Source organism: Neisseria sp. P0008.S010, assembly GCF_051962715.1.
Classification (GTDB): Bacteria; Pseudomonadota; Gammaproteobacteria; order Burkholderiales; family Neisseriaceae; genus Neisseria; species Neisseria elongata.
On record NZ_JBQCVA010000013.1, the window covers coordinates 1 to 22,856 of the forward strand.

24 protein-coding genes and 1 pseudogene are annotated in these 22,856 nt (G+C 54.1%); 13 read left to right on the forward strand and 12 right to left on the reverse strand.

Translation table 11 applies throughout. From position 1 onward, the window contains the following. The 3 genes and pseudogenes from ACTHSL_RS05030 to ACTHSL_RS05040 all read right to left on the reverse strand — a co-directional run. Positions 1 to 110 (reverse strand): annotated as a pseudogene (locus ACTHSL_RS05030) (IS5/IS1182 family transposase); the annotation flags it as partial. Positions 111 to 196: 86 nt separating this feature from the next. Next, complete coding sequence (locus ACTHSL_RS05035; RefSeq protein ID WP_440380575.1) at positions 197 to 748, reverse strand: DUF4189 domain-containing protein; 552 nt, start codon at positions 746 to 748, stop codon at positions 197 to 199. Between the two features lie 148 nt (positions 749 to 896). Continuing rightward, the gene (locus ACTHSL_RS05040) at positions 897 to 1,547 is read right to left on the reverse strand and encodes a DUF4189 domain-containing protein (protein ID WP_440380576.1); all 651 of its coding nucleotides are present in this window, start codon (positions 1,545 to 1,547) and stop codon (positions 897 to 899) included. A gap of 147 nt (positions 1,548 to 1,694) precedes the next feature. On the opposite strand from ACTHSL_RS05040, the gene ACTHSL_RS05045 reads away from it, so the two are divergent. Then, a complete protein-coding gene (locus tag ACTHSL_RS05045; RefSeq protein ID WP_440380577.1) occupies positions 1,695 to 2,144 on the forward strand; it encodes a hypothetical protein in 450 nt (149 codons plus the stop codon). Between the two features lie 393 nt (positions 2,145 to 2,537). On the opposite strand, the gene ACTHSL_RS05050 is transcribed toward ACTHSL_RS05045, so the two are convergent. Next, positions 2,538 to 3,335 carry a hypothetical protein gene (locus ACTHSL_RS05050; protein WP_440380578.1) on the reverse strand — a complete coding sequence of 266 codons (798 nt, stop codon included), beginning with the start codon at positions 3,333 to 3,335 and terminating at the stop codon, positions 2,538 to 2,540. Positions 3,336 to 3,424: 89 nt separating this feature from the next. Then, positions 3,425 to 6,262, reverse strand: a complete 2,838-nt coding sequence (locus ACTHSL_RS05055; RefSeq protein ID WP_440380579.1) for a valine--tRNA ligase — start codon at positions 6,260 to 6,262, stop codon at positions 3,425 to 3,427. A gap of 153 nt (positions 6,263 to 6,415) precedes the next feature. Between ACTHSL_RS05055 and ACTHSL_RS05060 the strand changes: the two genes are divergently transcribed. After that, the gene (locus ACTHSL_RS05060) at positions 6,416 to 6,784 is read left to right on the forward strand and encodes a YgiW/YdeI family stress tolerance OB fold protein (RefSeq protein ID WP_440380580.1); all 369 of its coding nucleotides are present in this window, start codon (positions 6,416 to 6,418) and stop codon (positions 6,782 to 6,784) included. 166 nt (positions 6,785 to 6,950) lie between these two features. Next, the gene (locus tag ACTHSL_RS05065) at positions 6,951 to 7,616 is read left to right on the forward strand and encodes a hypothetical protein (protein ID WP_440380581.1); all 666 of its coding nucleotides are present in this window, start codon (positions 6,951 to 6,953) and stop codon (positions 7,614 to 7,616) included. A gap of 106 nt (positions 7,617 to 7,722) precedes the next feature. Here the strand turns inward: ACTHSL_RS05065 and ptsP are convergent, their stop codons facing one another. From ptsP to rsmG, 4 genes are all read right to left on the reverse strand, one after another. Then, positions 7,723 to 9,474, reverse strand: coding sequence for a phosphoenolpyruvate--protein phosphotransferase (gene ptsP, locus ACTHSL_RS05070; protein WP_440380582.1), 1,752 nt, complete (start codon positions 9,472 to 9,474; stop codon positions 7,723 to 7,725). A gap of 1 nt (position 9,475) precedes the next feature. After that, on the reverse strand, positions 9,476 to 9,745 hold the full coding sequence (locus ACTHSL_RS05075) for an HPr family phosphocarrier protein (RefSeq protein ID WP_107884799.1): 270 nt from the start codon (positions 9,743 to 9,745) through the stop codon (positions 9,476 to 9,478). A gap of 3 nt (positions 9,746 to 9,748) precedes the next feature. Beyond that, the gene (locus ACTHSL_RS05080) at positions 9,749 to 10,156 is read right to left on the reverse strand and encodes a PTS sugar transporter subunit IIA (RefSeq protein ID WP_440380615.1); all 408 of its coding nucleotides are present in this window, start codon (positions 10,154 to 10,156) and stop codon (positions 9,749 to 9,751) included. A 176-nt stretch (positions 10,157 to 10,332) separates the two neighbouring features. Then, positions 10,333 to 10,962: a 16S rRNA (guanine(527)-N(7))-methyltransferase RsmG gene (gene rsmG, locus ACTHSL_RS05085; RefSeq protein ID WP_440380583.1), complete on the reverse strand. Its 630-nt coding sequence runs from the start codon at positions 10,960 to 10,962 to the stop codon at positions 10,333 to 10,335. Between the two features lie 150 nt (positions 10,963 to 11,112). Between rsmG and ACTHSL_RS05090 the strand changes: the two genes are divergently transcribed. The 9 genes from ACTHSL_RS05090 to ubiT all read left to right on the forward strand — a co-directional run bounded on the left by ACTHSL_RS05090 (position 11,113) and on the right by ubiT (position 18,922). Beyond that, the gene (locus tag ACTHSL_RS05090) at positions 11,113 to 11,931 is read left to right on the forward strand and encodes an SDR family NAD(P)-dependent oxidoreductase (RefSeq protein WP_440380584.1); all 819 of its coding nucleotides are present in this window, start codon (positions 11,113 to 11,115) and stop codon (positions 11,929 to 11,931) included. A gap of 274 nt (positions 11,932 to 12,205) precedes the next feature. Continuing rightward, positions 12,206 to 13,735 (forward strand): ABC transporter permease, encoded by a 1,530-nt coding sequence (locus tag ACTHSL_RS05095; RefSeq protein WP_440380585.1) that lies wholly within the window; start codon positions 12,206 to 12,208, stop codon positions 13,733 to 13,735. A 265-nt stretch (positions 13,736 to 14,000) separates the two neighbouring features. After that, positions 14,001 to 15,008: a ubiquinone anaerobic biosynthesis protein UbiU gene (ubiU, locus tag ACTHSL_RS05100; RefSeq protein WP_440380586.1), complete on the forward strand. Its 1,008-nt coding sequence runs from the start codon at positions 14,001 to 14,003 to the stop codon at positions 15,006 to 15,008. Between the two features lie 29 nt (positions 15,009 to 15,037). Further along, entirely contained in the window at positions 15,038 to 15,655 is a 618-nt protein-coding gene (locus ACTHSL_RS05105; protein ID WP_440380587.1) for a GyrI-like domain-containing protein, read from the forward strand. A gap of 351 nt (positions 15,656 to 16,006) precedes the next feature. After that, on the forward strand, positions 16,007 to 16,363 hold the full coding sequence (locus tag ACTHSL_RS05110; protein ID WP_440380588.1) for a hypothetical protein: 357 nt from the start codon (positions 16,007 to 16,009) through the stop codon (positions 16,361 to 16,363). 131 nt (positions 16,364 to 16,494) lie between these two features. Next, positions 16,495 to 17,076, forward strand: a complete 582-nt coding sequence (locus ACTHSL_RS05115; RefSeq protein ID WP_440380589.1) for a hypothetical protein — start codon at positions 16,495 to 16,497, stop codon at positions 17,074 to 17,076. A gap of 107 nt (positions 17,077 to 17,183) precedes the next feature. Further along, a complete protein-coding gene (locus tag ACTHSL_RS05120; protein ID WP_440380590.1) occupies positions 17,184 to 17,516 on the forward strand; it encodes a hypothetical protein in 333 nt (110 codons plus the stop codon). 26 nt (positions 17,517 to 17,542) lie between these two features. Next, positions 17,543 to 18,463: a U32 family peptidase gene (locus ACTHSL_RS05125; protein ID WP_440380591.1), complete on the forward strand. Its 921-nt coding sequence runs from the start codon at positions 17,543 to 17,545 to the stop codon at positions 18,461 to 18,463. 12 nt (positions 18,464 to 18,475) lie between these two features. Next, positions 18,476 to 18,922, forward strand: a complete 447-nt coding sequence (ubiT, locus tag ACTHSL_RS05130) for a ubiquinone anaerobic biosynthesis accessory factor UbiT (protein WP_440380592.1) — start codon at positions 18,476 to 18,478, stop codon at positions 18,920 to 18,922. 186 nt (positions 18,923 to 19,108) lie between these two features. Here ubiT and ACTHSL_RS05135 read toward each other — a convergent pair whose 3' ends face one another. The 3 genes from ACTHSL_RS05135 to ACTHSL_RS05145 form a co-directional block, all read right to left on the reverse strand. After that, positions 19,109 to 19,402: a helix-turn-helix domain-containing protein gene (locus ACTHSL_RS05135; protein ID WP_040665521.1), complete on the reverse strand. Its 294-nt coding sequence runs from the start codon at positions 19,400 to 19,402 to the stop codon at positions 19,109 to 19,111. A gap of 409 nt (positions 19,403 to 19,811) precedes the next feature. Then, positions 19,812 to 20,720 (reverse strand): type I methionyl aminopeptidase, encoded by a 909-nt coding sequence (map, locus tag ACTHSL_RS05140; RefSeq protein ID WP_440380616.1) that lies wholly within the window; start codon positions 20,718 to 20,720, stop codon positions 19,812 to 19,814. Further along, complete coding sequence (locus tag ACTHSL_RS05145; protein WP_440380593.1) at positions 20,693 to 21,517, reverse strand: GNAT family N-acetyltransferase; 825 nt, start codon at positions 21,515 to 21,517, stop codon at positions 20,693 to 20,695. The genes map and ACTHSL_RS05145 overlap by 28 nt, the downstream gene beginning before the upstream one ends. Positions 21,518 to 21,687: 170 nt before the next feature. Between ACTHSL_RS05145 and ACTHSL_RS05150 the strand changes: the two genes are divergently transcribed. Further along, positions 21,688 to 22,452, forward strand: coding sequence for a hypothetical protein (locus tag ACTHSL_RS05150; protein ID WP_440380594.1), 765 nt, complete (start codon positions 21,688 to 21,690; stop codon positions 22,450 to 22,452). Positions 22,453 to 22,856 lie beyond the last annotated feature (404 nt).

Sequence of the window (22,856 nt, forward strand, 5' to 3'; positions counted from 1 at the left end):
CTTTCTGCTTCTGTGGTGACTTGCAGCATTTCATGAAAAAGGACGGGCGTTACACCTGTGAGCCGTTTGAATTCCCTATTGCTTCTTTGGATTAGGTTTTCGTATTTCATTTGGAAATTGTAAATCTTCAGGATACTTTCGCAAGAGGTCTATTGAAGCTGCATTTTCAGACGGCCTCCAATCCTTTCAAACCCGCCTAGCGGAAAAACGACGGTACCTTTTGCATTCTCATGCCTTTGTCGGGGAAGATGATCCCGGGGTCTTCGTAGCGGCAGGATTTGTTGGTGACGACGTTGCAAGGGACGGCGCAGGAGGGAGTTGCCCCGACGGTGGGGTGGCAGCCCTGGCCGCCCTGGTTTTGGCAGTTGCCCATTGCCGTTATTTTGGCAAACTCGTGGGTGGGGCCGTAGCCCATTGCGTCAAAGCCTTTGCCGTTGCGTCGCCCCTGCGCCATGGTAAAGCACAGATTGCTGTAAAGAACGGCGGTTCTGCAGTTTTTGCCACCGGCCTGGCGGCATTGTTTGAGTGCGTCTGCCGAGGCGGCTTCGGGGGTGTCGAAGGCTTTGTCGGTTGTCCATATCATTTTTATCTCGTCCGAGCCGGCATATCCGCCCCATTTGCGCGGGTGCATTGGGCGCGTGGCCAGTTCCGCTTTGGAAGGCAAACCTTTAATTGCTTCCACAACCGGCATCATGGATTCGATTTCCTGTGCGGAAGTGGGGGCGTTGTTTCCTTTGGCAACCTGCAACAGTTCGTAGGCAAGCGAACCCTGGCAGCCCGCCAGCAGGGCAGCCAGCGCGGCGGCGGCCAGCGGGGGGGGGTACGTGAAGTCATGGTTATTCCTTGTTTATGGTTGGTTGAAGCGGTATTGCAGACGGCGTGATATGCCGTCTTACTTATTTGTCCGGTTCCGGACGCGTCAGTAGCGCAGGCATTTTGTGCATTCTCTTGCTTTTGCCGGGGACGATGTAGGCGGGGTTTTCGTAGCGGCAGGTTTTGTCGGTAACGAGGTTGCAGGGCACGGCGCAGGAGGCGGGTGCGCCGGGGACTGGTTCGCAGTTTTGCGCGCCCTGGTCGCGGCAGTTGGCCACGCCCACGCTTTTGGCAAGCGATTCGGTGGGGCCGTAGCCGAATGCGGTAAAGGGTTTGCCGTTGCGTTTGCCCTGCGCCACGGCAAAGCACAGATTGCTGTAAATGGTATAGGTTTGGCAGTTTTGGCCGCCTTGTGCGCGGCATTCTTTCAGAACGTCGTTGGAGGCGGCTTCGGGGGTGTCGTAGGGCTTGTCGGTTGCCCATATCATTTTGCCCTCGGGGGAAGCGGCGTATGCGCCCCATTTGCGCGGATGCATTTTGCGCTTGGCCAGTTCTGCGGCGGACGGCAGTTTTTCCATGTCTTCCACAATGGGCATCATATTTTGCACTTGGTCTGCAGAGGGGCCGTTGCTGCCTCTGGCAGCCTGCATCAGTTCGTAAGCAAGCGAGCCTTGGCAGCTGGACAACAGCAGGCTGAGCGCGCCAGCCGCCAGCAGGTGTTTTTTATTCAACAAGATACAACTCCTTTCAGATAAAACGGTAAAAACGGGTATCGCCGTGCGACGGGCGATTATACAGTTTTTTTATCGGCTCACACCGCAGCGGCTTATAATGCGCGCTTTGACCGTCTGTTCATTGTTATCTATTTTTGCTAAGGGGGAATGATGTTGTTACCAAAATCCGTTTTGCTGTTGTCCGCCGCCGTGCTGATGCTTGCCGGTTGCGAAACGGTGGACAAAATTATGAGTGCCGACATCTCGCCGTACGACCCAATCAACGCGGCGCGCAGGGGTGTGGCCGGCGCGCGTTTCAAAGGCAAGCACATTGTTTCGGCGTATGCGGAACTCGGTAAGGCCGACGATATCCAGCACGGAATTATCCAGGAAGGCAAACTCAAAGGGCAGGAAGGCTACATTTACACTTGGACGGATGTCAGCCAAAACAGCGCCTTCACCCATTATCTCGGTAGCGGCTACCACAGCAATGGCGATCGCACCGATTACTACGAACAGGGCGTAACCAATTTCACGCGCTACCGCTATCTCATTACCGACACCAACCACGTTATCCGCGATTACAAAGAAAGCGAGCATCGGGCGCTGGTGCAGTAGGTTTGACCATATCGGATTTGAAACCAAGCAGCCTGAAAATGTCGGACGGCATTTTCAGGCTGCTTGGGTATTTTGGCGGGGCAGGCAGCCTGAAAAGCAACAAACACCACCATTCTTGCGCAGGCGGGAATCTTGTTTGGGATTCGGGGGGCGTTTGTTTATTTGGATATTGCTGCAGCCGAACCAAGATTCCCGCCTGCGCGGGAATGACGGCGGATGGGTTTGGGGCGGGGTAAAGGTTTCAGGCTGCCTTGGGGAAGGGCAACCTGAAAATGGGGAGGCCGTCAGAAAGAGCAGTTTCAGACGGCCTTTTGGTCGCTTGGGTTGTAAACCCAACGCAAAACAGATGATTTAATGGTTTGGTTGAGTCTTGGTTCAAGCTATGCTGCTTGCTCAATTTACGTTTATTTCTCTGTCTGAAATATTTTTTACAATTGACTTAGCAACTAAATAATATGGAATAAACCTGATTAAATCATCATTTGCGCGCATAGCAATACCGACCCATTCAATGGAGTTGCTATATGCTCTTAAAACTACACCGCCACTCATGCCATTAACAGTCATACCAAATTCGCTATTGGCATCTTCTTTTTTTATAGCAAATCCAATTTCATCTCTTATACATCTACCGCCAAAAAGCCTAGCCTCATGATTAACTCTGTTTATTTGGCTGATACTACCATCATCACTTATTTCAAAATCAATTTCATTTTTCTCTAACGGAAATCCATAAGCAAATAAAGTTTCACCTAGAATTGGATCTTTATCAGACAATAAATATTGTCGCATCTTATCGTCATCAAAATCTAAATATCCGTGTGGAGTTAAATTGTTTATTCCTGCTAATTCCATCGTTAAGATTTCCTCACTAAGCATTAAATCATTTTGGATTGTGGTCGCAGAGCAGTTCATAGGAATAAGCAATAATTTTTCTAATTCAATATTTTCCCTATCAAAATCTCCTAAATATGTTTTATACATTATTCGTAAACCTCGAACTGCCTCTTCATCAATTTCGTTATTTCTATCTGAAAAAGAGTGGTAAAGGCATGAGAGATAGTATTTATTATTGAGTTTTATAATTATTCCTGTTCCAGCATTGCTAAAATAATCATGTGATATATATAGAAGTCTTCTAATAGACTGTCCTACTTCGGATTCAATAATTTGTTTTGCTATTTGTTCCATAAAATACCTAATTAGGGTTTGTTTCTAAAGTCAGTGAAAAAAGCAGCCTGAAACCGTTTCCAGGCTGCCTTTCTCACAACCAAACAATACTACCCTTTCAACTTCGCCAACTGCCCTTCCACTTTTCCCATCTTATCCGTCAACTCCGCCAAATCGGCTTTGTCTTTTTCCACCAGATGCGCGGGGGCTTTTTCGGTGTAGCCGGGTTTGGAGAGTTTGGCGTTGAGTTTGTCCAAGGCTTTTTGCAGCTTCTCGGCTTCTTTGCTCAAACGGGCGGTTTCGGCGGCTTTGTCGATTTCGACTTTCAGCATCAGGCGCGCGCCGTTGCAGACGGCGACGGGCGCGTCTTCGCTTTCGGGCAGGGCGGCGACTTGCTGTGCTTCGGTCAGGCGGGTCATCATTGGCAGGTACTTGAGGTAGTCTGCCAAGTCGTCCGCGCTTTCGACAAACAGCGGGGCTTTCACGTTGGGCTGGATGCCCATTTCGCCACGCAGGTTGCGGACGGCGCCAATCAAATCCTGCAACACGGTCATTTGCTCGAAGGTCGTCTGAACGATTTGTTCGCGGTCGGCTTCAGGGAAACGGGCGAGCATGATGCTGTCGGCGGTTTTGGCGTCGCACATGGGGGCGACGGTTTGCCACAGTTCTTCGGTGATGAAAGGGATAATCGGGTGCAGCAGGCGAAGGGCGGCTTCGAGTACGCGCAATAAGGTATGGCGTGTGGCGCGTTGGCGGCTGGCGCAGCCGGTTTGGAGCTGCACTTTGGCGAGTTCCAAATACCAGTCGCAATAGTCGTTCCACACGAAGCTGTACAGGGTTTCCGCCGCCAAATCAAAGCGATAGGTTTCATAGGCTTGCGTTACTTGCTCGATGGTCTGATTCAGACGGCCTATGATCCACATATCGGGGAAGGAGTAGCCGCGCGGTTCGGTGACGGTTGCGCCGTAGCCGCAGTCTAGGTTTTCGGTGTTCATCAAGACGAAGTTGGTGGCGTTCCAGATTTTGTTGCAGAAGTTGCGGTAGCCTTCGGCGCGTTTGAAGTCGAAGTTCACGCTGCGCCCGAGGCTGGCGTAGCTTGCCATGGTGAAGCGCAAAGCGTCCGCGCCCATGCTGGGGATGCCTTCGGGGAAGAGTTTTTTCGTGGCTTCTTCCACTTTCGGCGCGGTTTCGGGTTTGCGCAGACCGGTCGTGCGTTTTACCAGCAGCTTGTCCAAGTCGATGCCGTCAATCAAATCGACGGGGTCGATGACGTTGCCTTCGGATTTGGACATTTTTTTGCCTTCGTGGTCGCGCACGATACCGTGGATGTACACGTCTTTAAACGGTACTTTGCCGGTAAAGTGGGTGGTCATCATAATCATGCGTGCCACCCAGAAGAAGATGATTTCGTAGCCGGTTACCAAGACGGTGGACGGCAGGAAGGCTTTGAGTTCGTCGGTTTCAGACGGCCAGCCGAGCGTAGAGAACGGCACGAGCGCGGAGGAGAACCATGTGTCCAATACGTCTTCTTCGCGGGTCAAGCCTGTTTTGCCGGCTTGTTTTTCGGCTTCCGCCTGATTGCGGGCGACGTAAACATTGCCTGCTTCGTCGTACCACGCGGGGATTTGATGCCCCCACCACAGTTGGCGCGAGATGCACCAGTCTTGGATGTTGTTCATCCATTGGTTGTAGGTATTGACCCAGTTTTCGGGGATGAAGCGTACCGCGCCGCTGTCGACGGCTTTTTTGGCTTTGTCGGCTAGGCTCAAGCCTTTGAATTCGCTGTCAGGCTCGCCGCTGTTTGGTGTGGCGGACATGGCGACAAACCATTGGCTGGTCAGCATCGGCTCAATCACTGAACCGGTTCGGTCGCCTTTCGGCGTCATCAGCGTGTGCGCTTTGATTGCGACCAACAAGCCTTGTTCCTGCAAATCGGCAACCATTTGTTTGCGCGCGGCAAAGCGGTCTAAGCCTGCATATTTTTCAGGCAGGGCAAAGCCTTGTTGCGCTTCGCCTTTGAAGTTGAACACTTCGGTGTTTGCCAGCACTTTGGCTTCCAAATCGAACACATTAACCAAGCGCGTATCGTGGCGTTTGCCGACTTCGTAGTCGTTGAAATCGTGCGCAGGCGTAATTTTCACGCAGCCTGTACCGAAGTCTTTTTCAACGTATTCATCGGCAATCACGGGGATGGTGCGGCCGGTCAGCGGCAGGATTAATTCCTTGCCGATCAAATGGGTATAACGTTCGTCTTCAGGATTGACGGCAACGGCCACGTCGCCCAGCAACGTTTCGGGGCGGGTGGTCGCCACGATAACAGCTTCGGCGGGATTGTCCACCAGCGGATAGCGGATGTGCCACATAGAGCCTTGTTCTTCCACGCTTTCCACTTCCAAATCCGATACCGCCGTGCCGAGCACGGGATCCCAGTTCACCAAGCGTTTGCCGCGGTAAATCAAGCCTTGCTCATACAGGCGCACAAACACTTCGGTCACGGTTTCGGCGCGCACGTCGTCCATCGTGAAATACTCGCGCGTCCAGTCGGCAGAGCAGCCCACGCGGCGCATCTGCTGCGTAATCGTGCCTCCGGAAACTTCTTTCCATTCCCACACTTTTTCCAAGAATTTTTCACGGCCCAAGTCATGACGGGACACGTTTTGCGCGGCAAGTTGACGCTCGACCACGATTTGCGTGGCGATGCCCGCATGGTCGGTGCCGGGAATCCAGACGGTGTTGCAGCCTTTCATGCGGTAGTAGCGGGTCAGACCGTCCATAATGGTTTGGTTGAAGGCATGGCCCATATGCAGCGTGCCGGTTACGTTGGGCGGCGGCAGTTGGATGGAAAAAGACGATTTGGTCAAATCCATATCGGGCTGGAAATAACCTTGGGTTTCCCAGTTTTGATAGTGTTTGGATTCGATTTCGGCGGGATTGTATTTGTCGAGCATCGGAGGCTACCTGAAAAATTGGTTGATTTAAGATAAAAGACAGAGATTATAACGGAATTTTTAGGGGGAGGCCGCTTCCCCGCATTTGACAAATACTGCGCAAACGACCTATAGTTTTCCGCTGATTTTTCCACCTCAAACAGGAATTCATTCATGAAGAAGCTGATTTTTATCATTTTATCTGCGCTTTCCCTTTCCGCTCATGCCGAGTTTGTGCCTGAAGGCAACCCTGCGCCGTCGCGCCAACACGTCAACACAGTACACGAAGCCAAAACCGAATTCGGCGATAATGCGCATATCGTCTTGGAGGGTTACATCACGGGCTCGGCAGGTACCATCAATCCCGAAGAATATTTCTTCAAAGACGATACCGATACCATCAAAATCGAAATCAATCCTGATGTGTGGCGCGGTCAGAAAGTTACACCGCAAACCAAAGTCCGCATTGCCGGAGAGGTGGACATCAACCGCTTCAACAATTCGCGTGAGATCGAAGTACGCCGTTTGGATATTGTGAAGTAAGCAGGTAATGTTTTAGAAAGACAAAGAAAAAGCAGGCTGCCCGTTCCAAAGTTTCGGAAGTGCGGCCTGCTTTTTTGGTTTTACCATATGCGGATTTCGGTTATCATCTTTACACATCATGTCAGGCTGCACGAATTAATGTTCAATCGAAACGAAAGAAAATACCATGAAGTATCCAATCCTCCTCGCCCTGCTTATGGCCGCTACCGCCGCAACCGCTGCCCATGCGCAAGAATATGTGTTCAAAGACCAGCCCTTTGAAAGCGGCTACCTGTCCACAGACGGCAAAACCTTTTCCATCAACACCGTCAATTCCAGCGGCAATCTGTGCAATTTGGAAGGCCGTCTGAACAACAATGTTTACCGCGACGGCGAAGGCTGCGAAGTGCGCTTTACCTTTGCCCGCGACAAAGTAAACGTTACCGTGCCCGAATCCGCCCGCAAAGCCTGTGCGGAATATTGCGGGCTCAACGCACATTTTGCGGATCAATACCACCGCCTGCCCGCCGCCTGCACCGAGTCTGCCGCCAAAAACACCGCACAGCGCTTTCAGGCTGCCTACCGTGCCAAAAATTACGCCCAAGCCGCGCAAATCCAGCAGCAGTATGTGAACACCTGCAACAGTTTCATGTTTATTACCGAACAAATGCGCGCCCGCAACGATTTGGCGGTGGCCTATAAAAACAGCGGCAACAAAACCGCCTGCCGCACCGCACTGCAACCGTTGCGCCGCTATTGGAACGACAAGGCGGACGACCACACCTACCTTTACCGCGACGATTTCATGAAAGAACTGGCCGCCGCCAAATTCAACTGGAACGCGTGCCGCTGAGAATTGAGGCGTTACGGAGGAAGTCGGTTCGTCAGAGGCATATCGCAGTCTGCCTGCTGTAAAAAGGCCGTCTGAAAACATCAGTTTCAGACGGCCTTTGTTATTTTCAGACAGCCTTTTCGGCTTGGTTGAGTTGTTTCAGCAGTTTGTCGGCCTTGTCGGGGTCTTCGTTGCGCAGGATGCGCAGGATTTCCTGTTCCAGACGGTCGATGTGGCTGTGGATGACGATATCCTTCACGGCCAGCAGGTTGTTGGTGTTCATGGAAAAACTGCGCAGTCCCATGCCGAGCAGCAGGCGGGTGAAGGTTGTGTCGCCCGCCATTTCGCCGCAGAGGGAAACGGTTTTGTTCATGCGGTTGGCGGTGCGGATGATGTGTGCCAGAAGGCGCAGGACGGCGGGGTGGGCAGGCTGGTAGAGGTAGCTGACCGCGTCGTCGCCCCTGTCTACCGACAAGGTGTATTGGATCAGGTCGTTGGTACCGATAGAGACGAAGTCTACCGGTTTGAGCAGGCTGGAGACGGTCAGGGCGGCGGAGGGGATTTCGATCATGCAGCCTGCCGATACTTCGCCGAAGGCTTCGCCGCGTTCGGCCAGTTGGCGGCGGGCGGTGTCCAGGTGGGTCAGGCATTGTTTGAGTTCGGAAACAGACGCAATCATCGGCCACATCATTTTCACCGGCCCGTGGGCGGCGGCGCGCAGGATGGCGCGCATTTGGGTACGGAACATGACGGGTTCGGCCAGGCACAGGCGGATGCCGGTCAGCCCCAGTGCGGGGTTCAGGCTGCCGTTGGGCGTGCCGTTCTGGCCGAACCAGCGCGGGTTTTTGTCCACGCCCAAGTCCACAGTGCGTATGGTCAGAGGCTTGCCTTTCATTTTTTTCACGATGTCGGCGTATACGCCGTATTGTTCTTCTTCGTCAGGCAGGGTGTCGCGGTTCAGGTAGAGGTATTCGCTGCGGAACAGCCCCACGCCGTCCGCGCCGAATTTGTGCAGGGCTTTGATGTCTTCGGCGTTTTCGATGTTGGCATAGAGTTCGATTTGGGTGCCGTCTTCGGTGGTGGCGGCGGTGTTTTTCAGTTTGTTCAGTTCGCGCTGTTTGCTTTTGTAGGCGCGCAGTTTTCGGCGGTATTCGGCCAGTACGATGTCGTCGGGGTTGATGATGAGCACGCCGTTGATGCCGTCGACAATCACCCATTCGTGTTCGCTGATGAGCCTGCGGGCGTTGCGCAGGCCGATGACGGACGGGATGTCCAGGCTGCGCCCTAAGATGGCGGTGTGGCTGGTGGGTCCGCCTGCGTCGGTTACAAAGGCGGTAACGCGCTGTTCTTTCAGGTGGACGGTGTCTGCGGGCGACAGGTCGTGGGCGATGAGTATGGTGTCGTCGAGCAGGTTGGCGTCTAGGTTCAGTTCGTTGCCCGACCCCGTCAGGTTGTTGTGGATGCGTTCGACCACTTGCAGCATGTCCTGCTTGCGGGTGCGCAGGTATTCGTCGTTAATCGCGTCGAACTGCTGGCTCAGGCGGTCGGTTTGGATTTTTAACGCCCATTCGGCGTTGATGTGCTGTTCTTCGATGATGTCCAGCGGTTCGCGCGACAGGGTAACGTCGGTCAGCAGCATCAGGTGCAGGGAGATGAACGCGCCCAGTTCGGTGGGGGCGTTTTCGGGTATCGTGCTGCGGATTTGTTCCAGTTGGCGGCGGGTGGTTTTAATCGCGGCTTCGAAGCGGGCGGTTTCGGCGGCAATTTCGTTTTCGGCCAGGTCGTATTGCGGCACTTCTTCGTGTCCGCGCACCACCAGGTGGGCGCGGCCGATGGCGATGCCTTTGCCCGCCGCCACGCCGTGCAGCACGATGCCCATGTTATTCTCCTTCGCCGAAATAGTCGTTGATCAAGGCGGTCAGTGCCTGCATGGCGGCCGTTTCGTCCGGGCCGTCGGTTTCGACGGTGATGGTCGTGCCCTGTGCGGCGGCCAGCATCATCAATCCCATGATGCTTTTGCCGTTGATGCGGTTGCCATTGCGCGTTACCCAGATTTCGCATTGGAAGGGGGAGGCCGTCTGAACGAATTTGCTCGATGCACGGGCGTGCAGGCCGAGTTTGTTGATGATTTGGATGTCCTGTTTCTGCATGGCTTATGTCCCTTCGGGCGGTTCGGTCAGTGCGAGTATGCCTTTGACGGCGGCCTGGCGCACGTCTTCGGTAAAGTCTTCCAGATTGCCGGCGGTGCCGGAATATTGCACGACTTTGATCAGCATGGGCGCGTTCAGGCCGGTGAGCATGGCCACTTTGTGCGGCACGATCAGTTTTCGGGCGGCGTTGCACGGGGTGGCGCCGAAGATGTCGGTCAGGACGAGTACGCCGTCGGGCGCATCCAAGCCGTCGATTTCGGCGCGGATGCGGCAGATAACGTCGTCGTGGTCTTCCATGCGCTCTACGCCCAGCAGGCGGATGTGGGCGGGGATTTCGGGGAAGAAGTGGTTGGCCAGTCGGGTGTAGGCTTTGCCTATGCTTTCGTGGGTTACGATGATGATGCCTATCATGGTGTGGTTGTTCCTGCCGTTTTCAGACGGCTTGTTGTCTGTGGGAGTGGGCATTATATAGTAAAGGCCGTCTGAAAAAATGCGTTTCCGCTCTTTTCAGACGGCCTGCCGTATCGTGCGGCGATACTGCGGCCGGTTGGGTGGGAAGCTCTGTTTGCCGCCCGCTGTAACGGGTTTCAGACGGCCTTCGGTTTCATAATCACCATGTGCCGTTCGGCTTCCAGCATCGGTACGGACAGTTTGTTCACTTTCACGATTTCCACGTTTTCCGGAACCTGTTCCAGCTCTTCGTAGGGATAAACCCCTTTCATCGCCGCCCAGTAGCCTTGCCCGTTCAGCAGGTGGGCGGTTAGGGAGATGAAGTCTTTCAGTTCGGCGAAGGCGCGGCTGGTGACCACATCTACTTTTTTGTCGTGCATTTCTTCTACGCGGCCGGAGGCGACGGTTACGTTGTTCAGGCCCAATTCAATCACTGCCTGCCGGAGGAAGGTGGTTTTTTTGGTGTTGGCATCCAAGAGGGTGATTTGCAGGTCGGGGCGGCAAATCGCGGCGGGGATGCCGGGCATGCCGCCGCCGGAACCTACGTCCATCAGTGTGGAGGCTTGTTCGATGTAGGGCAGCAGGGTCAGGCTGTCGAGGATGTGGTGGCTGATCATGGTCTGTTCGTCGCGCAGGGCGGTGAGGTTGTAAGTGCCGTTCCATTTTTTCAGCAGGGCGACGTATTCCAGCAGCAGTAATTGTTGGGCGGTGGTCAGTGTCAGGCCGAGCGCGGTCAGGCCTTCCTGTAATTTTTGTTTGTTGTCCATTTTTCGTCTTTTCATCTTTGTTCTGTATCGGGGAGAATATTAAAGGAAAACCGCCGCCCGCACCGTGAAATGTTTGCACTCCCTGCTGCAATCGTATTCATATACGGGCGTTCGCGTACAATCGTTTTTTTCATTTTCAGACGGCCTCATATGCTTTCCACGCTGCTTTATCCGCCATCACGCCCCGACACGGAACGCCTGCGCGCGGCCGTTGGCGGGAAAACCGTCCTGCTGACCGGAGCCAGTTTCGGCATCGGCGAGGCTTTGGCCGGCAAGTTGGCGGCGGTCGGCGCGAGGCTGCTGCTGGTAGCGCGCAGTGCGGACAAACTAGCGGAAGTGCAAACCCGTTTGACGGCGGCCGGCGCGCAAGCCGAATATTTTGCCGCCGACCTGCGCGATGCGGCGCAATGCGAAGCGGTTGTCCGTTGGACGGAAGAAAACGGCGGGGCGGATATTCTGGTGTTGAACGCAGGGCATTCCATCCGCCGCGGCCTGTGGCAGTCGCTCGACCGTTTTCATGATGTCGAACGCTGTATGTCGCTGAATTTTTACGCACCCGCGCGGCTGACGCTGGCCCTGCTGCCCGAACTGGCGCGGCGCGGCGGCGGCATCGTTACCGTATCGGCGGTGAATGCCCGCTTTCCGGCCGCACCCGGCTGGGCGGCTTATCAGGCCTCGAAAACCGCCCTCACGCAATGGTTCGGCAGCATCGCACCCGAGGCGGCCGCACGCGGCGTGTCGGTGGGGGTTGCACTGTTGCCGTTGGTCCGCACCCGCATGATTGAACCCACTGCCGCCTACCGCCGCGCCCCGGCCATGACCCCGCAGGCCGCCGCCGACGTGCTCGCCGGGCTGATTGTCAGCCGCCGCAGCCGCTGGCAGCCGTGGTGGCTGGGCCTTGCCGCCGCAGCCGCTGCCGTTTTCAGACGGCCTCTGCTTTGGCTGGCGGCAAAGGGTGGGGGGAAATAACGGATTCAAATCAAAACGGTATCTTTCACAGCCTATTATTCCTGTTTGGAAAAATTAACGGTGATGCCGCATCCGTTTGATTTTCATTGAAAACCTGTCGTCATCCGAACCCAATCCCCGTTCGCGCGGCAAAGGCGGCAGGTCGGCTGTGTTCAATTCCAGCCCTATTCGGCAGGCCGTCTGAAACGCGGAAAACGGGTTTTCAGACGGCCTTTTCCCTCCGGCAGCCGATACCCGCTACAATGCCGCTTTTTCCCACCTTGATTCCCAGCCTATGCGCCGCCTGTTTTCCATCCTGCTTCTCGCCCTGCTTCCCGTCGGATTCCTTGCCGTGATGGTTGTCGTCCCCTTGTGGGCGTTGGCCGACTACGGCGGCGGTTTGGATTGGGAAGGCGTGCTGGCGGACGCTTATCTGCGCGGCAAAATCGCATGGACGGCGGCGCAGGCGGCGGTTACCTGCGTATTGGCGGTGTTGTTGGGCGTGCCCGTCGCCTGGGCTTTGGCACGGCTGGATTTTCGCGGGCGCGGCTGGGTGCTGCGGCTGTTGATGCTGCCGTTCGTGATGCCGACCTTGGTGGCGGGCATGGGCGTTTTGGCCTTGTTCGGCGCGCGCGGCCTGCTGCTGTCGGGCTGGCAGGACACGCCTTACCTGCTGTTGTACGGCAATGTGTTTTTCAACCTGCCCGTGCTGGTACGCGCGGCCTATCAGGGTTTGCGTTCCGTCCCCGCCGCCCGGCTTTTGGCGGCGCAGACGCTGGGTGCGGGCGCATGGCGGCGGTTTTGGCTGGTGGAAATGCCGGTGCTGCTGCCGTGGCTGGCCGGCGGGGTGTGCCTGGTGTTTTTGTACTGCTTTTCCGGCTTCGGGCTGGCCTTGCTGTTGGGCGGAACGGAATACGGCACGGTGGAAGTGGAGATTTACCAACTGGTTACGATGGAGTTGGACATCGCGCGCGCGGGTGTGCTGGTGTGGCTGGTATTGGGGATAACCGCGCTGGCGGGCGCGGCCTATGCTTGGTTGAGCCGCGGCACTGCAGGCGGCGGACGCATTGCGCCGTTGCCGCCCGCCAAAGCCGACAGCGCGGGCAAACGGCTGCTGTTGGCCTTTGCGCTCGCCGTCCTGCTGTTGTTTTGCGCCCTGCCTTTGGCGGCGGTGTTGGTGCAGGCGGCACAGGCCGGCGGGTCGTGGCAGGTGTTGTGGGAGGAAGAAACGCGGTTGGCGGCGTGGAACACCCTGCGGTTTACCGCAATGGCGGTGGCGGCCGCATTGGCATTGGGCATCAGTCATGCGGCACTGGCGCGCCGGCTGCCGTGGATACGCGGCATCACGTTTCTGCCGTTTATGGTGTCGCCCGTTTGCGTGGCCTTCGGCATCCTGCTGCTTTACCCCGAATGGACGGCTTCGCTGCCGCTTTTGACCGCGACATACGCGCTGTTGGCCTATCCGTTCGTAACCAAAGACCTGCTGGCCGCAAGGGACGCGCTGCCGCCGCAATATGCCGCCGCCGCCCGCAGCATGGGCGCAAACCGTTTTCAGACGGCCTGTTACGTTACCGCCCCGCTGCTGCTGCCCGCCATGCGGCGCGGCCTGACGCTGGCCGCCGCCACCTGCATCGGCGAATTTGCCGCCACCCTGTTTCTATCGCGCCCCGAATGGCTCACGCTCACCACCCTGATTTATCAATATCTCGGCACCGCCGGTGCGGAAAACCACGACCGCGCGATGGTGCTGACCGCCGTCCTGATGATGCTCGCTGCCGCCGTTTTCGTGCTGCTTGATGCGGCGGAACGCGAAAAGGCCGTCTGAAAACGCAAAATCCCTGTACAACCCATCGCCTGTCGGTAAGCATCCCGTAAATTTTCAGACGGCCTCAAAATGCGGTATCGGCTTTCCAATCGGCCGTTTTCATCTTTGACGGCTTTATCATAGAATTTAACAAACATATTGATTGTTTGATTTAAATCAGCATATCTAGTATTTCAACCCCTTAAAATCGGCAAAATTTTACTAAATATAGATTTTGCCGTTGGATTCAGTTCGCACAGCGGCGAAAACGCAAAGGAACCGCCGCATGAAAAGCATCCCCGAACTCGTCTGCCCCGCCGGCAACCTGCCCGCCCTGAAAACCGCCGTGGACAACGGCGCGGACACGGTTTACATGGGGCTGAAAGACGCGACCAACGCGCGCAATTTCCCCGGCCTGAATTTCGACCAAAAATCCATCATCGAAGGCATACGCTACGCCCACGACCGCGGGCGGCAGGTGCTGATGGCCATCAACACCTACGCGCAGGCAGGGCAGGTGGAACGCTGGCGGCGCGCGGTGGACACGGCAGCCGATTTGGGCGCGGACGCGGTGATTGTGGCCGACCCCGCCGTGATGGCCTACGCCTGCGACAAACACCCCAACCTGCGGCTGCACATGTCGGTGCAGGGTTCGGCCACCAATTACGAAGCCATCAATTTAATGAAGGACTTGTTCGGCATCCGCCGCGCCGTGCTGCCGCGTGTGCTGACGATAGACCAAGTGCAGCATGTGATTGAAAACACGGATGTGGAGATTGAAGTGTTCGGCTTCGGCAGCCTGTGCGTGATGGTGGAAGGCCGCTGCATCCTGTCGAGCTATGCCACGGGCGAATCACCGAATATGCAGGGCGTGTGCTCGCCCGCCAAGGCAGTGCGTTGGGAACAGCTGCCCGACAAAATGAACGTGCGGCTCAATCAGGTGATGATCGACCAGTTCAACAAAGACGAACCGGCAGGCTACCCCACGCTGTGCAAAGGCCGTTTTGAAGTGAACGACGAAACGTATTACGCGCTGGAAGAGCCGACCAGCCTGAACGTGCTGGAAGTGCTGCCGCAGCTCATCAAAATCGGCGTGGCGGCGGTGAAGGTGGAAGGCCGCCAGCGCAGCCCGATGTACACCGCGCAGGTTACGCGCACGCTGCGGCAGGCTTTGGACGCAGCGGCGGCAGACCCCGCGCACTACCGCGTAACCCCCGCATGGGACGCGGCTTTGGGCAAGGTGTCCGAAGGCAGCCAGAGCACGCTGGGTGCATATAACCGGCCTTGGAAGTAGGTTTCAGGTAGCCTCAAGGCAAAAGGGAAATGCTTATGAAACAAGAATGGAAGAAGGTTCATAAAGACTTATACGGCATTAAGGCGCAGCCTGTGCTGCTGGATGTGCCTGAACAATCGTTCATCATGCTAGACGGCGAAGGCAATCCCAACGCCGCCGATTTTTCCGAACGCGTGGGCGCGCTGTACAGCCTCGCCTATGCCGTGAAGATGAACTACAAAAAATCCGCAGCCGGGCAGGCCGTTGATGATTTTGCCGTGTACCCGCTGGAAGGCGTTTGGCGGCAAAAAACGGCGGGCGCGGACAAGTTGGATAAAGACAATCTGGCCTACACCATCATGATTGCCCAGCCCGATTTCATCACGCCTGAAATGTGGCAGGACGCGCTGACCAAAACGCGCATTAAGAAACCCAATCCGCTGTATGAAGAAGTACGCTTCGAGCGCATGGCCGGCGGCAAAAGCGTGAGCATCCTGCATGTTGGCAGGTTTGATGACGAACCCGCTTCGTTTGCCAAAATGGATAACTTCTGCCAAGAACACGGCCTGCGGCGCAGTGGCAACACGCACCGAGAAATTTATCTGAACAACGCCAACCGAACCGCGCCGGAAAAACTCAAAACCATTCTGCGCTATGAGGTGGAATAATTTCAGGTAGCCTTAAGGCTGTCTGAAAGGCTACCTGAAAGCGCAGCTTCAACGAAGTTAAAACGAAACGGCTATGCCCGATGTTCCGACAAACACAGTTTGTCAGGCATAAATCCCCGACCTGCTGCCTGTTCGAATTGCATGAAGAACACACTTTCAGGTAGCCTTAAACAACTGTTACCCGTATTAGCGGGATGTGCGGAATACACATAGTTTCAAGGAAGTAAAACCGCTTGGGCGCAAATGCCCGCCTTGAAGCCATTTCGTCCATGCCCCGCTTAGCATCGGAAAAACAAGAGATGTTATGGGTAATGGTAGAAATACAATCAACCATGTCAAGAAAGGATATATATGAAATTGTATGGCGGTGGGATATATGACAATGAGCGTGCGGATTTAATAGGTATAGGTTACGCTGAGTTTGCTATTCAAACTGTTCAAGAGGATATCGCCTGGCTTAAATCCACTAAAGAAATATGCCAACCAGTTCTTGCCAGTATAGATATGTTATTGGTGATTGCTAAAAAATTTCCGGATGATGTCTATTCAAGGCTATCTGAAAAACAAATTAAAGAATGGAATATGATTTTTGATGAATGGTTTAATAGGGTTAATAAAAAGATTCCTGAAAAATATCGTCAAAAAATCTTTGATGATTCCGTTTTGCTTTTTAAAAAGCTAGAAAAATATGGAAACAATTTCACCTGATCTGATATGGCAGGCGAAGGATAGGCATCCATTGCCTGCGCAGCCCTTTCGGGCTACCTGAAACGTTGGGTTATATTCCAACCTGCGGCCTGAATCAGAAATTAAAAACTGCAGATAGGAAATCCAGGATAATGATATTAAAAGAAAAACTTGAAGAAGTAAGGCGATATGAAAGTCTAATATGGAATTTCTCTTGCCAATCCGCCGATTGCGATACCGAACTGATCACCATTATTCGGGAGGTATTAGATTTCTCTATTCAAAACCTTTTCATTATCCATGATGGATACAAATATGAAATGTATTGGTTTGAAATTGTGAATGGTAGTATTTGCGGCGCAGTCGGAACTTTGCTTGACAAGGAAGAACGTTTAAAGAAATCGCAAAATATCGCAAATTTCTTTACGGAATTAACCTTGCAGGAAAAATGGAAAGGCAGCCGCTTCCATTTTATCTTTATCTTGCAAATTATGAAAAGAAAAAGCAATATCGCGTATATTGCCAGCCATCCGGCTATTTGGGAAGCCGACGGCTTTACCCAATTTGCGCTAGTAGAAGCACTATATAAGTTAAGAATCCCCGGATTCAGCCGCGAATTTTTGGAGATGAAGAAAATTGCCGAACGGGACGGCGACAAACAAATGCTGAATTTTATCACGCGCTATCTTGCCAACGAGCATAAATATAAGCCGGTTCCACCTGAGCCAGCATAGTCCACCTGTGTAGTATGTGTGCGTTCCGCACGCACGCGGTTTCAGCTTTCAGGTAGCCTCAAAGCCGTCTGAAAGGCTACCTGAAAAACAGCGCAAAAAATAAGAGCATGAAAAAACACATCGAAGACCTGCGCAACGCCCTATACAAACACGACCTGATCGTGGCCGCCGAAGAAGAAGCCCCCGCCTTTCCCACCGTATGGACATTGGCGCACCCTTATTTCACATTGCCGCTGACCATCGCCTTCCACAACGCCCACGACACCGGCCTCGTGCCGCTGTATGCCGGCTTCGGCTGCTACCTAATGGAAAAGCCCGAAATATCGCTGTATTTCACCAAAACCAACCGCCATTCGTGGCAGCGTGATTTGGCTGTTTTTATCGAAACGCTGATGCAATATATCTACGCCGCCGAAACCGAACACAATAAGGCCGTCTGAAAAGACATAAAAACAAAGGAACACCCATGAAACTCTCCCTCGCCCCCATCCAATTCTTCTGGCAGAAAGAAACCCTGCTCGAATTCTACGCTCAGATGCTCGACAGCCCGCTCGACACCATCTATCTGGGCGAAACCGTCTGCTCCCGCCGCCAGAAAATGCGTTTCGACGACTGGTTCGGCCTCGCCCAAGACCTCGCCGACAGCGGCAAGGAAATCATCCTTTCCTCCCAAGTGCTGCTCGAAAGCGAATCCGACCTCAAACGCCTGCGCAAAATCACCGGCCAAACCCAATTTAAAATCGAAGCCAACGACATGGGCGCGGTCAAACTCGCCCGCGAACACGGTATCCCCTTCGTGGCCGGCGCCAGCCTCAACATCTACAACGAAGCCACCCTGCAACTCTTCCAAAACCTCGGTGCATACCGCTGGGTCGCCCCCGCCGAACTCGCCCGCGACAAAGTAGCCGACACCGCCCGCCTTTCAGACGGCCTCGAAACCGAAATCTTCGCCTGGGGCAAAATCCCCTTGGCCTATTCCTCCCGCTGCTTCACCGCGCGGCACTACAACCTAAACAAAGACAGCTGCGAATTCCGCTGCCTCGACCACGAACACGGCCTCACCATGAACACCCGCGAAGGCCAGCCGTTCCTCACCATCAACGGCATCCAAACCATGTCCTACGGCAGCCAATGCCTGCTGCCGCACCATGCCGACATGGCCGCCATCGGCGTAAACATCCTGCGCCTCTCGCCCCAGCTCACCGACATGCCGCGCATCATCGAACTGCACCGCGCCGTGCTCGACGGCCAAACCACCCTCGACGAAGCCCTGCCCGAACTCGCCCGTCTGTCCACCGGCACACCCGTGGACGGCTACTGGCTGGGCAAACCCGGCATCGAAGCCGTGGAAGCCCACCGCAAAGCCTACGGCACCAACGCCGCCTGAAAGGAAACCATCATGTCCCTGCCCGACATTACCCTGCCGCAATGGTGCGCCCAAATCGGCCGCCGCCTGCCCGCCCTGCCGCCGCGTTTCGCGCTGGTTAAAACCCTCAACCTCATGCTCAAGCGCGGCCTTTTGCCTGCCGACATGAGCCTGTTTGACGGCCGCACCTTCGAAATCGACGTGCTCGACGCGGGCATCACCGTGCGCTTCACCGCCGATAGCGAACGCTTCCTCGACCGCCGCTTCGAAGGCACACCCGACCTCCGGCTGGCCGCCAACGGCGTGGATTTCTTGCGCATGATGCTGCGCGAAGAAGACCCCGATACCCTGTTTTTCAAACGCAAACTGCAAATCGAAGGCGACACCGAATTGGGGCTGATCACCAAAAACCTGCTCGACAGCGTGGAATGGCCGTTTGCCGAGCAGTTGGTGAAATGGCAGGAGAAGGGGATACTTTGAATGTCGGAAAGATAAAGAGGCCGTCTGAAAGCATAGTTTTAATAAATTTGAAAACTGCTTTTCAGACGGCCTCTTTGTGTCTGTAGCGGATTTTTGCGGTTTGGTATTGAAATCAGGTCGGTTTGAAAGCGGTATAAAAATCCCAAGCGGTGGGTTCGCTTGGGACTGTTTTAATGAGTCTTGGAATTACGGGTTTTCCGTTTTTTCCAGCTGTTTGAGTAAGCGGTGGTAGGTCTCCGCTTCCTGCTCTTTCAATAAGCGCAGGACAGACAGGTCTTTACCATTGACTCTTTCCAAATCAACTCTCTCGATGTGGACCAAACGCAGTAACTCGCGTACGGGTTTGGGCATGTTGCGTCCTGATTCGTAACGGGATCCGCCTGATTGGGTAACACCGATTTTGCTCCAAAATTCGTTTTGGTTTAATCCGAGTTTTTTGCGAATTTCACGAATATTGGTGATTTGTGGGAATGAGGACATTTTTAAATCTCCTTCTGATGGTAACAATGCCGCTTTCTTGTTGTGCTAATCAATGCTTAGGAACAGCAAGTGCGCATTGGCTTCTGTTTCTAACTACTAGGGTTATTATAGTGGCTGCATCGCAATCTTAAAACCGTACTTTCAATAACTTAACTTAAATTAGGGAAAGTTTTTATTCTGTGGGAGAAAAAACACTTTCCCCAATACTTCTTTGCAGATGTTAAGAAATTATTAAGTAAGGCTTAAGCTGACTGAATGTAACCTCTAAGTCATTACAGTATAAAGGGTAGTAGAGGGAAATAAAAGGTAATTTTTATAAATAAACGGTATTTTGTCGAGCAAGTTGGAAAGATGTGTCTGCTAGACTTTGTTTTATTTGCAGCTATTTATTTGTCTTACTTTTATGTCATTAAGGCTTTTGCGTTGCAGGGCTGACGGTCAGGATTTCATAACCGATGTCGGTTACTAAAACTTCGTGTTCCCATTGGGCGGAGAGGGAGCGGTCTTTGGTTACCACCGTCCAGCCGTCGGGTAGGATTTTCAGATGGCGTTTGCCTTGGTTGATCATGGGCTCGATGGTGAAAATCATACCGGGTTCGAGTTTCAGGCCCTGGCCTTTGCGGCCGTAGTGCAGGACTTGAGGTTCGCAGTGGAAGGCGCGGCCGATGCCGTGGCCGCAAAATTCCTGCACGACGGAATAGCCTGCGTTTTCGGCAACCTGCTGGCAGGCATAGCCTACGTCACCCAGTGTCGCGCCGGGTTTGACGGCTTCGATGCCCGCCATCATGGCATCATGGGTGGTGTCTATCAGGCGTTGGGCGATGGGGGAGACTTTGCCGACGGTAAACATGCGGCTGGAGTCGCCGTGGAAGCCGTCTTTTTTGATGGTCAGGTCGATATTGACGATGTCGCCTTCTTTGAGGGGTTTGTCGTCGGGGATGCCGTGGCAGATGACGTGGTTGACGGATGTGCAGCAGGATTTGGGGTAGGGCGGGTTGCCGTAGTTCAACGGGGCGGGATAGCCGCCTTGAACGTTGACGTGATAATCGTAAACGAGTTTGTCGATTTCGTTGGTGGTGATGCCGGGTTTGACGAATTGGCCGATGTAGTCGAGGGCTTCGGCGACGAGGCGGCCCAGTTCGCGCATTTTTTCGATTTCTTCGGGGGTGTGGATGATGACTGCCATGGTTTTGTATGTGTGTTGATTGGAATGGCGGTTATTATAACGCGAAACGGAAAGGCCGTCTGAAAGCGTATGGCGTGCGTTCAGACGGCCTCTTTTTTCAGGGTTTATCTGCGGAAGCGTTCGGTTTTGCAGACGAAGTGGTGGGCGTTGATTTCGAAGCCGTGCTTGAGATACATGCGGTGGGCATCGGCGCGTTCGCTGCCGACCGAGACGTGGGTGTGGATTTGGGCGATGTTTTGCGATTCGGCAATATCCACTACGGCTTGCAGCAGGTGGGTGCAGTAGCCGCGTCCGCGTGTCTGCGGCACGGTAACGAGGTCGTCTATGACGATGTGGCGGCCGAAGGCGAGGGTGGTGGTGATGCGGAAGCCGCATACGGCAACGGCGTTGTTTTTGCCTTCTTCGAAGATGCCCAGCAGTCGGTAGCCGGCGGCGCGCTGTTCGTTGTTGACTTGTGCGGCGAAGCGGGCGACGTCGTTCAACGTCGGGCGCAGGATGCTGAGGGCGGCGAAGGCGGCGGTGGTTTCTTCGGGCGGAATTTCGCGGAGTTTGAACGGCTGCCCCTCTGGTTTTTGCGGTGCCGCTGACGGCTCCGGCTGCGGGGGCGGTGCTTCTGCCGGTTGGGACTGTTCGCTGGCCAGCTCGCGCAGCATGGCTTCGTCGAGCACGCGCAGGTCGTTGTCGGCGGCGAAGTCCATCAGGAAGCGGAACATCGGCGGGTTGATGGTTTCCAATTGTTTGCCGACGGCCACGCTGCGGATTTTGCCGATGAGCAGCGGACGTACCCATTGGTGGTAGGAGAGGCGGTTGCCTTTGTCGAACGATGAGAGGATGCCGCAAAGGCGTTCCGCCCAGTCGCTCGGACGGAAGGTTTTGCCGTTGCTTGTGGTGCCGTAGATGACGATTTCGTCCGGATTCGGGGTAAACATTTTCAACTCTTTTTTCTTTTTGACAGACTGTGTGCGGATTATACCGCAGGATGCGGGTCGGCGTGGTATAGGCCGTCTGAAAGTGGGGGTGCGTATTTTTAGGGATGTTTTTATCTTGAGTGTTGTAGAATTACAGGTTTGTACAACACATCATCGGGAAATTATCTATTATGGATCATTATTACGAAACTGTTTTATTGTCCGAACCCGCCAGGCGGCCATGGTATCGCGGCTTTTTTTGGTTCTTTGACGCATTAGGCATTATTTTTGGCAAACCGCTGGCTTGGCTCATGATTATGCTGCTGATGTGCATCGGGGAATTTGGCATTGTTATGTTCGCCCATATGCTGCCGTTTGTATTGGGATTTTTGTTGCCGCTGGGCTTGTGGTTTTATATTGGTATACAGTGTGCCGCCGATGAGCAGGTGGACAACGGTGATTCGCCGCGTTTTGCCGTTTTTGTGGAATCATTGCTCGGCAGGCATAATGATTTTTCTCTGTTGTTATCCTGCTTTGTGTTGTTTGCCGTGTTTTTGGGTGTGGTGCTGTACGGGATGCAGCATAAGTTGCCGCCGATAGAGTATTGGTCGGTTGGTATGCGCTTGGTCGTGTTTCTGGCGCTTGGTGCAGTATTGAATATTTTTTGGATGGGGCCGCTTTTGGTGTTCCTGCAAGGCGAAGAGGTTTGGGATGCGTTGCATTTGAGCGTAAAAACCTTTGCTCGCAATATTTTGCCATACATCTGCTTTTTATTATTGCAAGGTGTGTTGGTGATGGGTTTGAATTATCTGGTTGAAAAATTTGGATTGCCCGTTTCGCTTTTTAAACGATATGCATTGTTGGCAGTATTGATTGCGTTATGCCAGATTGTTTTAGCTTTGTGTGCTTATGCGGCATATAAGGATATTTGGTTTGAATTTGAGGAAGCTGAATAAGGTCTTCTCACAAAAAGGCCCTTGGATTCATCGGTGTCAGACTAGTCTTGATGGTGGTAGTAAAAGCTGCTTTGGGGTAAATGTGCGATGTGCAGCAGGTATTTGAGCGGGTGTTGCGCCCTCAGTGTGCGGACGGTTTGGCTTTGTCCTTTGTGGTCTGCTTTTAGCTGAGGGCTTTTAGCCCCTTTAGATAGACAACCTTTGCGCACATGTAGCACAGTTCTTCGATAGGTTATGCCTGTGTTTTTCTGTGATTGGGCTTGTTGGCGATGAAGGGGTTTTTGCGGTGGCGGGTCATGATTTTGGACCGGGCTGTTCGATTGCGCCGATGCTGCCTTGCTGATAGGCGGTTATCCAACGTCGCAGGTGGGTTTGTGAGATGCCGTAGTGGTCTGGGTACGCTG